Here is a 16,516-nt window from a genome sequence, read left to right as displayed (position 1 = left end):
AACAAGAAGAAAGAATGAGAAAGACAAAAGGTAGAGAAAGGATTAGAAAACTTTCTCTGGTAGTAGTATTGTTACTATTACCCACAATGATGATGTTTGCCATCCCAGAAAGTGGCAAAAAAGTAACTTTGGATCTGGAATTTGTCACTGTCAAAGAATTTTTCGATGCTTTACGACAACAAACCGGATTAAGCTTTGTCTACAACACTGAACAGACAAAGTCACTGAGACCTATCACTATCCATGTAAAAGATGAAACAGTGGATAATGTGCTACGCACTGTCCTCAATGGCACAGGACTCACCTATAGCATGGAAAGAGATATTGTTACTATCTCTAAAGTGGAGCAACAAGGAGATAAACGTTCCGCAACCGGCATTGTATCAGATGAAGAGGGATACCCTCTACCCGGTGTCAATGTTGTAATTAGTGATCTTCAACGATTTGCCATAACTGACAACAATGGTAAATATAGCATTGAGATTCCAACTAATACTGCATGTACTATCACTTTTTCATATATCGGAATGTCCACTCAACAAGTAATGATTAATAGTGGTCGAAATAATATACGAAAAAATGTTACATTAAAGAGCGATACAAAATTAGACGAGGTTATTGTTACGGGTATCTATACCCGTAAGGCAGAAAGTTTTACCGGATCAGCAACTACCATCTCAAGCAAAGACCTAATGCGCGTAGGTAATCAAAATGTATTTCAAAGCTTGAAAAATCTGGATCCGACTATATATATTGCAGACAATTTTGATATGGGATCCAATCCCAATAGTATTCCGAATATGTCAATGCGTGGAACTTCCAGTTTTCCAACAACAGAAAGCAGTTCTTTGCGCAGTAACTATCAAAATCAGCCCAATCAACCATTATTCATCCTTGATGGTTTTGAAACAACTGCAGAAACTATAATGGACATGGACATGAATCGAATTGAAAGCATTACAATTTTAAAAGATGCTTCTGCAAAAGCTCTCTATGGTTCTAAAGCAGCCAATGGTGTAATTGTTATTGAAACAAAACGTTTAACCGGAAATCAACAGCGTATTACGTATAATGGTAGTATTTCTTTGGAAATGCCGGATTTAACCAGTTATGACCTTTGTAATGCATTTGAAAAATTGGAAACAGAACGTTTAGACGGAGTATATACAAATACTCTCGCCGATACACAGATTCAATTAGATCAATTATATAATAGTCGACGAAAACTTGCATTAGAAGGCTTAGATACTTACTGGTTATCCAAGCCACTTCACACCGGCATAGGACATAAGCATAACTTAAATATTGAATTAGGCGATTCCCAAAATTTACGTGCCATCTTAGACTTTACTTATAATCAGATTACAGGGGTTATGAAGGGATCTGACCGCCGCAATATATCCGGTGATATAAACCTATCATACAGACATAACAAACTATTACTAAAAAATATCCTATCAATCATATCTAACAAAAGCAATGAATCCCCTTATGGAGAATTCAGCGAATATTCCAGAATGAATCCATACTGGCAGGCAACTGACGAAAACGGGAATATAGTCCAATGGGTAGAACAAATAGGCTCAACATCAACCCAAATAGCCAACCCTATGTATAATTCCATCATCGGAACTAGTTTTACTTCCAGTTATTTACAATTCACCAATAATTTTTATGCAGAATGGCAAGCTACTAAAAACTGGAAAGCAACAGCACGCATAGGAATCTCGGAGAAACGTAATGATATAGATAATTTCTATCCCGCCTCTCACTCTATTTTTGCCAATGTCAAGGATATACTTAAACGTGGTAAGTATATCATGGAAAATGGTAAATCCAACTCTATTTCCGGTGACCTGAATATAAACTATAACAATCAATTCGGCAAACATACTATCTTTGGAAATGCCGGTGCCTTTATCTCCGGAGAGAAATCGTCAGCATATCAACACACGGCAGAGGGATTCCCCAATAATCAGAAGGCAGATATTTCATTCGCCAAACAATATGCGGAAAACAGCACCCCTACCGGTTATTCCACTATTAACCGAGAAGCCAGCTTCCTATTAGCCGCTTCGTATGATTATGACAATCGTTATTTAGCAGATGCAACTGTACGGGAAAGCGCATCTTCCCTATACGGTTCAGATAACCGTTGGGCTAACAGCTGGTCTTTGGGTATTGGATGGAACCTACACAATGAAGCCATATTGAAAGGTATTGAATGGATTAAACAGCTAAAACTTAGAGCCTCGATTGGTCTGACCGGGAATCAAAATTTCGATACCAACGCAGCAATTGCTACCTATAGATATTACACAGGAGCCGTATATGGAAACTTTTCCGGTAAATTCACAGGAGCCTATTTAGCTTCCATGCCTAACTCCCAATTAAAATGGGAACAGAAAAAGGATCATAATATAGGTATTGATATGAGAGTTGCCGGATTATCCCTTTCTGTTGATTATTACTCAGCAGATACCAAGAATATGTTAACCGATGTAACAATCCCGACTTCTACAGGATTCGCAATAGTAAAAGACAATCTAGGATTGGTACGCAATTCCGGAGTTGAAGCAAAAGCCAATTATACAATATGGCAAGGGAAAGAAGGTTTTGTAAACATCTATGGAACATTTGCTTATAATCGAAATAAAATAATTCGTTTGTCGGAAAGTATGCGGGCTTACAATGAAAAAATGATGAAACAAGCAGAAGGTAATAACACCTCTGCGCCTGTATTAATGTATCAAGACGGATTATCAATGAGAACAATATGGGCAGTCCCTTCAGCCGGTATTGATCCACAAACCGGACAAGAAATGTACATAAAAAAAGATGGTACTTACACTTATACTTATTCTGCCAATGATATGGTCGCTGCCGGTAACTCCGATCCTAAGTATCGTGGTACAGGCGGTTTCACAGCTGAGTATAAAGGTATCGGATTAAGCGCTACTATAAGTTATCTTGCCGGTTGTCAAATGTATAATTCAACCCTCGTCAATCGGGTGGAAAATGCAAATATAGCTTACAATGTGGATCGCCGATTGCTAATTGGTCGTTGGACTACTCCCGGACAAGTAACACCATACAAGAAATTTAATTCTGAAACAACCACACGTGCTACTACTCGCTTTGTACAGGATCGACGTGAATTGTCACTCTCTTCCATCAGTGCATATTATGAGTTTCCCAGTTCCATTTATAGGAAATTAAGTATGCAACGTCTGCGCTTATCGTTCTATTTAAATGATATTGCAACGTTCTCTTCAATAAAAATAGAACGAGGTTTAAATTATCCTTTCGCAAGAAATATGTCGTTCTCATTAACAGCCACTCTCTAAATTCTACAAAGATGAAAAAATATATATTAATCCTATTAACGTCCGTAGTAACATTATCCTCTTGCAGTGACTGGTTCAATGTTACTTCAGGGTCTGAAATTCGAGAAAAAGACCATTACAGCACTCTTGCCGGATTCCAACAATCTTTAATAGGTTGTTATATTGGCATGACCGATAATATCCTTTATGGTAAAGAATTATCTTGGTATGCGCTCGAACTATTAGGTCATCAATTTAATCCTGTGACTTCCACTTCAAGCAATAGTAGAGAAATGCAAGAATATGAAAAATTCAATTACGACCACACACAAATATTCTCGGACATCGAAAATATCTGGGCTAAAGCATATTCTGTAATAGCCAATGCCAATGAAGCATTGAGGAATATGGAAGGACAGGAGTCGAGTCTGAATGAAGTCTATTATCATGTTATCAAAGGAGAGCTTCTTGCCATTCGTGCATATATGCATTTTGATCTGTTGCGCCTATATGGATATGGTGATTGGAAAAACCGTTCCGCAGAACTAAATTCTAAAAAAACGATTCCATATGTAACAACTTTATCATCAACCCCAACTCCTCAACGAACAGGAAAGGAGACACTTCAAATGATTATCAACGATTTGGAAGCTGCAGAAAAATTATTAAAGGAATACGACCCTATCACCAAAAAACATCCGGCTTCCTATTACACAAGTATAGATGCAGATGGTTTCTTCAAAGATAGAACTTTACGACTCAATTATTATGCAGTCAAAGCACTGGAGGCGCGTGTATACTTATGGGAAGGCAGTCAAGAAAGCATAGACAAAGCTCTAAATGCTGCCGAAGAGATAATCACGGCTATCGGTAATAATGGAATTGTTATGGAAGATATGTATACTTACTCCTATCTGTTACCTGAAATTTCTGAATCCAACCGTTCTCTAGCATCCGAAGCTTTATTTAGCCTGAATGTTTCAGACGTTACATCCCTAATCACCTCATATATAATACCCGGCTTCGTCAATACAGACTATACGGCTATGTATATATCTCCAACAGAAGTTGAAAATATATATGAAGGCATAAATTCAGATGTTCGTTTCACACGGATGTTATCGCAAACTCAAGGTGATTCCAGAGGATATGTTCCTATGAAAATTCATCAAGCAAGTTTAGACGCATTCAATAAAAACCGTTTGTCTCTGATACGCTTGCCTGAAATATTCTATATAGCTGCTGAATGTTATGCAACAAGTGCGACTCCCAATCTTGACATGGCATTACAAAGACTAAATAAGATTCGCGAATACAGAGGCATCAGTACCCCTCTTGAAAATATAAATGCGGATCAAATCATACAAGAAATACAAAAAGAATATCGCAAAGAATTCATTTCCGAAGGTGTCATGTTCTATTATTATAAGAGAACAGGCAGTAAATCCATCCCTAATTACAGTGAAGAGATGACAGATACGCAATACTTATTGCCTTATCCCACCTTTGAAATACAATCCGGACGTGTACAATAAACAATATGAATATGAGAAAAATAGTTATAAAATCAATCTTGGCATTCTGTTGTTTTTCTTTATGCTTTACTAGCTGTGGAAAAGAAGAAATACCATATTTTGACAGTCAATATAATGCTGTCAGATTCAATGCAACAAATGAGTACGATAGAGAGACCCATACATTAAAAGGAAACTATTCTTTTCTGGAGAACCCCTTTGATGAATATGGTGAGTATGAATTACCCTTGATCCTAGTAGGAAATGTATCATCTGAAGATCGTATTGTGAATTATGAAATCAATAAGGAAGAAACTACTGCTCCGCAAAACAGTTATGAAATAACTGCAGCATTGATTCCTGCAAACAGTTTAAAAGGGACAATAAAAATAAAAGTGTTCAATACTGAAGAAATACAAAATGGAGCATCATACCAACTGTATATCCGGCTAAAAGAATCATCAACTCTAGGGTTAGGACCTGAAGAATATATCACGGCAACGTTAAATTGGAACAACAATATCATTGCCCCTCCGGCAACTGGACGATATTTATGGATGACGTATAATTCACTCATAAAATCATCCTTGGCTCCTACCTCTTCTTCTTCAAAGGTTTATAGCTCCAGTGCTTTAAAAGCAATTGTTACAGCTTTAGACTGGGACGATTGGGATGATATGACTGCGCATCCGGACCTAGTGCAGAGACCGACATACTTTACGTATAAATATCTCGCCGATTATAGATTATTGATGCTAGACAAATCATACGAAGCTTATGCTGCAAAATTAGCAGATTATCTGGAAAAGTATCAGAAAGAGCATCCCGATGCCCCCTTAGTCCATAACGAAGGTAGTTTAAAAGGACAAATGATAGAAGCCAGAACATATTAATTTATATTATTCTATAAGATTATGAAGAAAAATGATATTACTCAATTAATGATATTACTACTGCCTACTATTCTTTGGTTTACTTCTTGTTATGAGGATAAAAGTTCATTTGCAACAAGCCTTATTCCAAAAGTACAAATCAGCATAAGTGACAAAAACCAAGAAAATTCAATATATGTAGGTTATCAATCTCCTGTCGATATCACACCTTCTATTACACAAGAAGGGTTTGACGGATCTAATTTGCGTTATGAATGGGCTGTAACCGAAGAACCCTCAACTACCAAACCTGTTTATGAAACGATTGGTACAGAAAAAGAATTTCACGGTATTATAAATCGTCCTATAGCCAATGGAGCCTATACTTTAAAATTGACTGTAACAGATGTGGCAAACGATAATTTACAATATATTTATTCATGGAAATTGTATGTACAAAGTAGTTTCCTAGACGGATTGTTAATCGCAGATAGTGAAAACGGAACGACCACAGATCTTACCTTAATCAACAATGCCCAAATAACAAATCAATATACAAAAGAAGAAAGAATATTTCGTCACATACTAAAAACTGCTAATGGAGCAGCATACGATGGATTATTGACTTCATTAACCTATGAGATGATGGGGAACGCAGCAATACTGGGTAGTTATCACTTAAATCAGGTCTGGGCAATTTCTTCCACAGGAAAAAGCATCCGTTTCGACTGTGAGGACTATTCAATAAACGGAACATGGGAGGATGAAAAATTATTTTTATATTGCCCCACTGATTTTCAAGTAAAATCCTATATTCGTTCTTCACAACTTTTCATCGCTTATACAAATAATGGGCTATATTCATTCGCAAACACAACAGGTAACAAATTCTCTATGCCTAATTCTGTTTTTAATGGATTTGAAATCAATAACAATGTATATGCAGCTAATTCTTCATATAATATTGGCGATAACCATTTAGTATGGTTAGACAAATCCAAAGGAGCCTTTTATTCCTTAAATGGAACGAGTTATAACACATGTACTTCGTATATCTCAAATCCAGATTTCGATCCTAATGACATGGAAAGTCAAACAGCTATTGCCGCAACAAGTTCTCAAGATGGTTCATTGACCACTTTCTTACTCAAAGACGATAATAGTGGAGATTATGCTATTTACACGTTAAGTCAATATAAAGCAGAAGAAGGATATTACGAAGATCCTGATAATTGGGAGGGCTGGACAGTTACCTCACCGGAACAGCCGGCAGCTGCAAAAAACAAATATACTATTCCGGCAGCAGGTAAAAACTTATTAGATAAAGCTGTTTCTATCTTCTTCGGACATACAAATAATGTATTATATGTAGTAACAGATGCAGCTATATATTCATTTACTTATGGTATGGGAAATGAAGTATCTGTTTCCACCACTCCTCAGTTTACCCCTAGAAACGGAGAAAAAATCACAAAAGCCAAGCTATATCAACAAGGACAATACACTAATCAATTAAATGTAATGATTGGCAATCCGCCAACTATTTCCCCAAATGCATGGAATAATAAAGCCCTCATTATTGTGACCCAATCCGCAGAATTTGACGGAAAAGTTTCAATTGTTCCGATGAAGCAGGCCAGTGCAGGTATCTTGGATATTTCCAAAGCACTTGTTTATGATGGCTTCGGTAAAATTCTGGACGTAACAACAACCGGATATTAATCTAATTTCATAAGGACACTCAACGCGTATGTTTGATATAAAAGTTTAGTGATAGTAGAATATTTAACAATTAAAAGATTTATATTATGAAACAGATTATTTTATTCATTGTATTCACATTTACTACAATGATGTGCGCATTTGCACAGAACTCAAATTCTTCCCCAACAGCAAAAATCAAAAATAAAAAAAAGAGCGAACAAATCCTAGAAAACAATAAAGATCAATTTAGTATCTCCCCAAACGGAATCTTTAAAGATGTTATAAAAGGAATTGTATATGATGCTAAAACAAAAGAACCATTAATTGGAGCAAACGTTATCGAATATGGAACTGCTAATGCAGCAGTAACTGACATTGATGGGCAATATAAAATAAAAGTTTCTAATGCGAGTCAAAAAATACTCGTAGCAAGTTATGTAGGATATGTAACACAAACAAAAAAAATAGGGGGGCTTGAAGTTGTAAATTTCTTCTTAGAAGAATATCAGCAGACTTTAGACAAATAAAATAACATGCTATCACTAAACTTTTTATAATACAGAGACATGAAAAGATTTATTTCTATTTTTTTATTGTTATGCATTGTTGCACCAATAAATGCTCAAGATAAAACAAATGAGCTATCGGGATTTATTATACACAAACAAGAAAATGGAACTAATGGATCATTAGACGGTGCCAATATCTTTTTAACCTATGCAAAAGATACATTGAAAACAACAAGCATAAATGGAGTATTTCGTTTCAAACCCGTAAAAACAGGAAAAGCAAAACTCATAATCACTGCAATAGGGTGTCGGAAAGTCGAAAAAGAATTAAATATAATAGCTGGAAAAAATCCAAATCTTTACATAGAGATTTTGGATGAATCTATCCAACTGGAAGAAGTCACCATCAAGGGCAGAATCCCCATTATGACCCAGAATGGTGACACGCTAATATTCAACCCGAAGGCAGTCAACGTACAAGAAGGAGATGTCGCTATGAATATAGTCGAGCAACTTCCCGGAACAGAGACAACCAATCACTCCGTCAAAGTCATGGGGAAGCAAGTAGCCAAAACTTATATAGACGGCAAACTAATATTTGGAAGTGACCCAATGGAAGCACTCAAGAATCTTTCTGCAACAGATGTATTAAAAATCAAAGCTTATGATGAATATGAAAATACGAAAACAAAAAAACTAATGTACAGAGGAGATCTCACCAGAGTGCTCAACATAGAAACTAGAAGTAAACTCATCAGCTCCTGGAAAGCCCACTTATTGACTAGTGCAGGCAGCAACCTAGATTCAACGAACGACAAAGGAAAGTTCCGTAAAGGACTCGGACTCACAGCAAACTTTTTCTCCGAGAAATTTTTACTCACAAGTAATGTGTTTCATAATAATATCAACCGGAAATCAAATAATATCAAAGATGTTTTTTCCATTTCCGATCCTAGTAGTACTTACAACGAAACAACTTATGTAGATCTAGCTACAGAACGCTCATGGGACACAGAAAATGGAACATACGGTACATTTAGAGCTTTTTACACTTTCGAATATGATCGCGACAATATAAGTACACGATCCGAACGATATTATTTTCCTGACAACAATTATCAGCAACGCCTCTATGAAGAACAAAATAGCAACAGCGGCAGAAGGCAAAATCACTATTCCGAATTTTCTTTCTCCAATTCAAACGACAAATGGGGAGAATTCCGTTGGAACCAGCTTATAACATATAACAACAACAAAGATTGGCAATTGCTTTACATATATAATGAAGAAAACAATCTTCAAACATCGAAAAGCCTAATGCATTACGATAATCTAAACAAGAATTTTCATATGAGAGAAAATGTCAGTTATGCCAACGGTATTACCGACAGAATCGGATATACATTAGAAAGTTCAGTAGATATAAATAAAGGTGAAAATCATTCATTACGAATAGACACATTAGAAAGTTCGATAACACAAACTTATCTGACTATTCCATCAAAACTCCGTAACACGGAGTGGAATGGCAATGCTCAACTTATATATATACTGAATCCAGAAAATGACAACCAAATATCTTTTGATTATTCTGTTAAATACGAAAACGGATGGAAACACCAATTCGCTTGGAATATGTTGAACCCTACAAATCCACAAACAGACGAAGCCAATACATATAGTTATAAAGTAAATAACCTGACACAAAAACAGGAAGTTTCATTTCACTTTTCTCCCTATGAAAAAATAAGTTGTGACATTTCCTCAGGACTTAAAGAAAGTACACTTAAGCGAGAAGAAAAAGAAATGAATAACTACCGTAAAACATTCATCTCTCCAACAGTAGCCATATCTTTTGTGCATACAGATATAACAAAGTCATGGAGTACCGCTTACAGATTGCATAATTTTGTACCAAACATTGTGCAGTTACGCCCACAAATAGATAACAGCAATCCTTACATGCTACGCAGTGGAAACCCCAACTTAAAACAATCATATCTACATTCGTTCCTCTTCAGTTGCAACCGTATGTTAGGAAAGCATAACCACACTATAGGTGTTATCATCAATACCTCTATCCGCCAACACTCTCCTGTTGCGAAGACAACCTATTACAATGCCGAAACTTATCTACCGGAATTGCAATACACAGCACCTGCACACAGTTCTCTAATTAGTTTTGAAAACGTAGAAGGGTATTGGGACATAAAAGGCAAACTGATATGGCAGGCCCCTATACGTAGTATAAAATCCAAATATACCTTATCTACCGAATTCAACTACGAACATAATCCATATTACATAGGAGAAAATAAGACTACAACACGTACCTATAGTCCATCACTCGAACATTTTCTACTCTGTAATTTAACTAAAAGATTAAAAATAACAATCAGTGCCAATACCCATTATGTACATAGCATCAATACTGAAAATTATACAGGTAAAACATTCTATCAGACAGCAGGAGCAATGTTAGACATAAGCCAAATATGTAAATATTTCTATTTAAGTAGTCATTATAATTTCATTTTCAGCCGTGATTATGGAATTAATAAAGAGACTAACCGCAATCACACCCTAAACTTGAACATAGGCTGCAAAGTGTTAAATCGCAAAGGAGACATTAGTATTGCCGCATATGATCTACTAAATAGTCATCGGACTTTCAATAGCCAAATGTATTCCAACTACATTCAAAACACGTGGACCAATTATTATGGACGATTTTTCACCATAAATTTTGCTTATCGGTTTGGTAAAGTGAAATCGAACTACGAAGGTACAACAAACGATGGAAGCATACGCGAATATAGACCGATGTCCGGCAAAATATGAATTTCATAACTATCTAAATGAAAAAGAGGAGTTGCATGGTAATATAAATAAGAAATCTATTAATCATTTAAAATAAAAATTATGAGTAATCCTATTGTCGAAGTCAAGCATTTATCCCATCGTTATAGTGTCGATTGGGCTATTCGCGATATCAATTTTTCCATTGAGAAAACAGGTATATTAGGTCTGTTAGGGTCTAACGGAGCAGGTAAGTCCACCACCATGAATATCATTTGTGGAGTTTTAAATCAAACAGAAGGGGATGTATTTATCAATGGCATCGATCTACGGAAAAATCCGGTTGAAGCCAAAAAACACATCGGCTTCCTTCCTCAAAAGCCACCTCTTCATCCGGACTTGACTGTCGACGAATACTTAATACATTGTGCTACATTACGGAGAATGGAAAAATCAAAAATCCGTGAAGCCGTAGAAATAGCCAAAGAACGTTGCGCCATTACCCATTTCAGCAAACGGCTGATAAAGAATCTTTCAGGCGGATACCAACAAAGAGTAGGAATTGCACAGGCAATTGTGCATAATCCTCCATTCATAGTACTCGATGAACCTACAAACGGACTTGATCCTAACCAGATTGTCGAAATTCGTAATCTGATTAAGGAAATTGCAGAAGATCATTCGGTGTTACTCTCTACGCATATCCTATCGGAGGTGCAAGCTACTTGCAACGACATTCGTATGATTGAACACGGTAAAGTGGTATTCTCCGGCACCATGAAGGACTTTGATAATTATGTAGTTCCAAGTAGTTTCACCGTTACATTTGCCCTTCCTCCTTCTATAGAAGAACTGGCAAAGATAGAACATGTATTGAATATAGAAGAGCTCTATCCCAGTACATTCCGGATTCGCTTTGATGACGATGAAAACATAACAGAGCGAGTGGTGGCATTGAGCGTACAAAACGGATGGCGGCTAAAAGAAATCACCATGGAACGGTGCTCTCTTGACATAATCTTTGCACAACTATCGGGAAAACTTAAAAACAATATCTAACATGACGGATCTAAAAATTATAATGCGTATTGCCCGAACCGATTTGGCTATTTTATTCTATTCGCCGATTGCATGGTTCATATTGATTGTTTTTTCATTCCTGACAGCATCAGGTTTCACATCACTAATGGAAAGCATAGTGACCGGTTATGACCTCTCGGGAGGCGAAGAAGTATCTTTGAGCAGTATTTGTTTCTTAGGCAGCTACGGTTTTCTATCCTCTATCGTTTCAAACATATACATCTATATTCCATTGCTGACAATGGGGCTCATCAGTCGCGAAACGTCATCAGGTTCAATCAAACTGACATATTCCTCCCCAGTCACCAGTGGTCAGATCGTATTGGGCAAATACCTTGCAGCCATCGGATTCGGCTGCTGTCTGATGCTTGTCCCGATAGCCGGTACCATTTATGGCAGTTTGGTAATTCCCCTTTTTGATTGGCCACCAGTTTTAGTCGCCCTTTTAGGACTCTATTTATTAATATGCGCCTATTGCGCTATCGGGCTCTTTATGTCCTCACTTACGACTTATCAAGTAGTAGCTGCAGTGGGGACTCTTATTGTATTAGCGATACTGAATTTCGTAGGAAGTATCGGTCAGGAGTACGATTTTATACGCGAACTGACTTATTGGCTGTCAATAAACGGAAGAACAATCGATATGCTGAATGGAGTAATCCGGAGTGAGGACGTGATTTATTTCGTGGTCGTAGTAACCCTTTTCCTGACATTTACCACTTTCAAACTTACATCCGACCGGCGAACGATCAGTCGTTTCCGGCAAGCAACCAGCTATCTGGGATTTTTTGTCGCAGCAATGGCTATTGGCTATTTCACTTCACGTCCGAGAATGATCAAGGTATGGGATACAACACGCACAAAACTAAATTCACTTACCGAAAATAGCCGGCATGTATTAGCAAAATTGACAGGACCGGTAACTATTACCAATTACGTTAATCTGCTTGATAATAAATCGTATCGCTACCTCCCTATTATGAAGAAAGCGAATGAAACAATCTTCGAACCTTACTGTCTCGCTAAACCGGACCTGCAAGTGAAGTATGTCTATTATTATGACTTCGCGCCCAATGGCATTGCAAATAAACCTAAGTTTCAGGACAAAACTGTGGATGAGTTGCGTGATTATATGACCATGATTTATAACCTGAATCCTCATTTATTCAAATCCCCGGAAGAAATCCGCAAAATCGTCGACCTGCGTGAAGAACAAAATACATTTGTTCGCATTATGGAAACGCAAGATGGAAAACGTACCTTCATCCGTGATTTTGAAGATATGGATGCAACACCATCCGAAGCGGAAATTACAGCAGCTATCAAAAAAATGATTTCAACTCCTCCCACTGTTGCCTTTATCAAAGGAGACGGTGAGCGTGAAGTATCCAAATCGGGTGACCGCGATTACAGCAACTTCTCCATAGAGAAATATTCCAGAGCCGCATTAATTAATCAAGGCTTTGATGTCTGCGAGATCGACATTTCTCACGGAGACACCATTCCTTCCCTAATCAATATCGTGGTCCTTGCAGAAATGAGAACCCCGCTTACTGAAAAAGGAGAAAATCAACTGGAAGCTTACCTGGCTCGTGGTGGTAATTTATTTATTCTCACCGATACAGGCAGGCAAGAAGTGATGAATCCTTTTTTAAGCAAATTCGGTATCAAAATGGAAGAATATCAACTGGCACAATCTTCCGTTGATTTCTCTCCTAATCTGATTCTAGCCAAGGCAACACGTGAATCGGGAAAACTAACATTTGGATTCAAAGATGATTTTCCCAAACATGACCTACGTGTCTCTATGCCCGGTTGTGTAGCTCTTACCACCTTCGACAACGATTATAGATTCCAATACATACCAATGCTTGAAACAAATACCAAAGGAGTATGGATTGAGAAGGAACAAATCGATTTGGAGGAATCACCTATACAATGTAATGCCTCGGCAGAAGAGAAAGAACAAACCTATATCACGGCCTATGCTCTTTCACGTCAACTGAAAGACAAAGAGCAACGTATTATTATCTCTGGCGATGCAGATTGTATGAGTAATGCCGAACTAACTCTTTCACGTGAAGGATATACATCAGGAAACTTTAATCTGATTATCGAAAGCTTCCGCTGGCTTTCCGGAGGAGAATTTCCTATTGACGTACGCCGTCCTCATTGCACCGACGACAAGCTTTCGGTCGGAGTGAAGGATATCAGTACGATGAAAACTATTTTCATAATTATTATACCGGCTATCCTCCTACTAATAGGAGTCGGCATTTATTTTTTCCGCAGAAGAAATTAATAGAGAAAAAGATGAACTTAAGACTTATACTTAGAATAGCTCGTACCGAACTAGCGGTACTTTTTTACTCACCGGTTGCATGGTTGCTACTGGTTGCTTTTACATGTCAGGTAGGATTCGATTTTATGAATATTCTGACGGAAATAGTAAAAATAAAAGCATTAGGCAACACGATCACCTTTAGTGTTACAGCCGGTTTTGCTCTTGGCTTTAAAGGAATATATGAAGTAATACAAGAAACAATCTATCTCTATATTCCTCTATTAACCATGAATTTGATGAGCCGTGAATATTCATCAGGATCTATCAAACTGCTATATTCATCACCGGTAAGCAGTGTTCAAATTATCACCGGCAAGTTTGTCTCAATGGTAGTATTTGCCCAGATCTTTGTCGTTATACTTGCCTTGCCGACAATCATAATGTTTATATCGGTGCCACATGTTGATATCACACTTATCTTAGCGGGATTGTTATCCATGTTTCTATTGATATTGACCTATTGCTCTATCGGTCTCTTTATGACCACGCTTACATCTTATCAAGTTGTGGCAGCCGTTGCCACCCTTTCCGCATTAGCCTTTTTCAATTATGTAGGAGAAATCGGTCAAGAGTCTATGTTCTTTAGAGAGATTACTTATTGGTTATCCATCAAAGGACGTGCTAGTGAGATGGTTGGAGGGTTGATATGTAGCGATGATGTCATCTATTTCCTCGCCGTAATTTTATTATTCCTCTGGCTATCGGTCATTAAACTGAATAATGAAAAGACACGTCGTTCACTCCTTTCAAAAACAATGCGCTATGCATTAGCTGTATGTACCATTATAATGATTGGCTTTGTCAGTTCACGTCCGGCAATGATGGGCTTTTATGATGCTACCCGCAGCAAACAACGTACACTTTCGAAAGAGAGTCAGGAAGTAATGAAACAATTGTCCGGACCTATGACAATCACAACCTACGTCAATATTTTCGATAAAGAATTTGATGTTGCTTCTCCAAAGGAGCAAAAAAAAGATATGGCACGCTTCAAAATGTACACACGTTTCAAACCGGAAATAAAGATGAAGTATGTTTATTATTATTCCACACCGAAAGACAGTACTCTTTATCGCCAATATCCGAATAAGAATATTCAAGAGATAGCGTATGAAGTTGCCAAGAAAAAGAACTTCAATCCTAAAAAACTTAAAAGTAGCGAAGAATTGAAAGATAAAATAGACTTGGCTAAAGAAAACTATCGATTTGTGCGCGTTGTTGAACGTGAATCTGGTGAACAGGCGCGTCTTCGTTTGTTTGACGACATGGAATACCACCCTTCTGAAACTGAAATCTCCGCAGCATTGAAGAAAATGCTTGTTACTCCCGTGAAGGTTGGTGCCATCACAGGACATCAAGAACGCTCCATCACTAAAAAAGGTGATCAGGATTATTCACTTTTCGCCACACACGGTCGTTTTCGTTATTCCATGATCAATCAAGGTTTTGATTTGGTAGAGTTGAATCTGAAGGATATAAATGATATACCAAGCAATATCAATATATTACTTATTGCTGAAATGCGTTCACCCTTAAGTGCAAAAGAACAAGAAATTATAGATCGTTTTCTTGAACGTGGAGGTAACATGATGATTATGGGCGATGTCGGACGTCAGGAAGTTATGAATTCTTTACTTCAGAAAGTTGGTTTAAAACTACTACCGGGAATTATTGCACAACCTTCTGATATTAATCCGGGCGACCTCGTTCTCTCGAAAGCTACCCAAACAGCCGCTGACAGTATAGGAGGTTTCTACAAACGTATGGTTGACAGGCAGACACATAGCGCAGTCACCATGCCATCGACTGTTGCTCTGGAAATTGTCAATACGACAAAATTCCATCCGATAGTTTTATTGCAAAGCAACGCCCAACAAACATGGATTGAGTATCAAACAAAAGATTTTGTAAATGACTCCCTTTCATTAGACTCTCTTCAGGGTGAAAAGCTGGGAGCTTATCCCACGGCAATAGCGTTAACCCGCAAGATAAAAGGCAAAGATAAAAAGCAACGGATCATTGTGTTGGGTGATGCTGACTGTTTCAGCAATGCCGAACTACAAAAAAGCTCAAGACCGGGTATTTATTCATTCAACTTCAATATGATTCCCGGTTCATTCCGTTGGCTATGCTATAATGAATTTCCGGTTTCCTCTTCCAGAGCTCCTTATCTCGATAAAGATATCAGTCTGACTCCTATGGATCTATCCACCATCAAAATTATCTATTGCTATGGAATCCCATCTCTTATGGGACTATGTGGTATTTGGATATGCTGGAGGAGAAGAAAACGATAAAAAGAAAACAAGAACAACTTCCGGCAAGCAGATTTTCTACCTGTCGGAAGTCTAACTCTTTCACAAATTCC

Annotated in this window: 9 protein-coding genes; all 9 read left to right on the top strand. The window is 37.5% G+C overall.

Going from position 1 to position 16,516, the window contains the following annotated elements; all coding sequences use genetic code 11:
- Positions 1 to 14: 14 nt before the first annotated feature.
- The 9 genes from AB9N12_RS09970 to AB9N12_RS09930 all read left to right on the top strand — a co-directional run bounded on the left by AB9N12_RS09970 (position 15) and on the right by AB9N12_RS09930 (position 16,445).
- A complete protein-coding gene (locus AB9N12_RS09970) occupies positions 15 to 3,347 on the top strand; it encodes a SusC/RagA family TonB-linked outer membrane protein (protein WP_369891787.1) in 3,333 nt (1,110 codons plus the stop codon).
- 11 nt (positions 3,348 to 3,358) lie between these two features.
- Positions 3,359 to 4,861 carry a RagB/SusD family nutrient uptake outer membrane protein gene (locus AB9N12_RS09965; RefSeq protein WP_369891786.1) on the top strand — a complete coding sequence of 501 codons (1,503 nt, stop codon included), beginning with the start codon at positions 3,359 to 3,361 and terminating at the stop codon, positions 4,859 to 4,861.
- 11 nt (positions 4,862 to 4,872) lie between these two features.
- Positions 4,873 to 5,733, top strand: a complete 861-nt coding sequence (locus tag AB9N12_RS09960; protein ID WP_369891785.1) for a DUF4843 domain-containing protein — start codon at positions 4,873 to 4,875, stop codon at positions 5,731 to 5,733.
- Positions 5,734 to 5,754: 21 nt separating this feature from the next.
- The gene (locus AB9N12_RS09955) at positions 5,755 to 7,434 is read left to right on the top strand and encodes a hypothetical protein (protein ID WP_369891783.1); all 1,680 of its coding nucleotides are present in this window, start codon (positions 5,755 to 5,757) and stop codon (positions 7,432 to 7,434) included.
- Positions 7,435 to 7,520: 86 nt separating this feature from the next.
- Positions 7,521 to 7,943: a carboxypeptidase-like regulatory domain-containing protein gene (locus AB9N12_RS09950; protein WP_369891782.1), complete on the top strand. Its 423-nt coding sequence runs from the start codon at positions 7,521 to 7,523 to the stop codon at positions 7,941 to 7,943.
- Positions 7,944 to 7,982: 39 nt separating this feature from the next.
- On the top strand, positions 7,983 to 10,766 hold the full coding sequence (locus tag AB9N12_RS09945; RefSeq protein ID WP_369891780.1) for an outer membrane beta-barrel protein: 2,784 nt from the start codon (positions 7,983 to 7,985) through the stop codon (positions 10,764 to 10,766).
- 81 nt (positions 10,767 to 10,847) lie between these two features.
- The gene (locus AB9N12_RS09940) at positions 10,848 to 11,783 is read left to right on the top strand and encodes an ABC transporter ATP-binding protein (protein ID WP_369891779.1); all 936 of its coding nucleotides are present in this window, start codon (positions 10,848 to 10,850) and stop codon (positions 11,781 to 11,783) included.
- Between the two features lies 1 nt (position 11,784).
- The gene (locus AB9N12_RS09935; protein WP_369891777.1) at positions 11,785 to 14,106 is read left to right on the top strand and encodes a Gldg family protein; all 2,322 of its coding nucleotides are present in this window, start codon (positions 11,785 to 11,787) and stop codon (positions 14,104 to 14,106) included.
- 11 nt (positions 14,107 to 14,117) lie between these two features.
- Positions 14,118 to 16,445, top strand: a complete 2,328-nt coding sequence (locus AB9N12_RS09930; RefSeq protein ID WP_369891776.1) for a Gldg family protein — start codon at positions 14,118 to 14,120, stop codon at positions 16,443 to 16,445.
- Positions 16,446 to 16,516: the final 71 nt, after the last annotated feature.

It is taken from the genome of Bacteroides sp. AN502(2024) (assembly GCF_041227145.1).
Lineage (GTDB): Bacteria > Bacteroidota > Bacteroidia > Bacteroidales > Bacteroidaceae > Bacteroides.
Note: the sequence above shows the minus strand (reverse complement) of the source record. Positions and strands in the feature narration are given on the sequence as shown.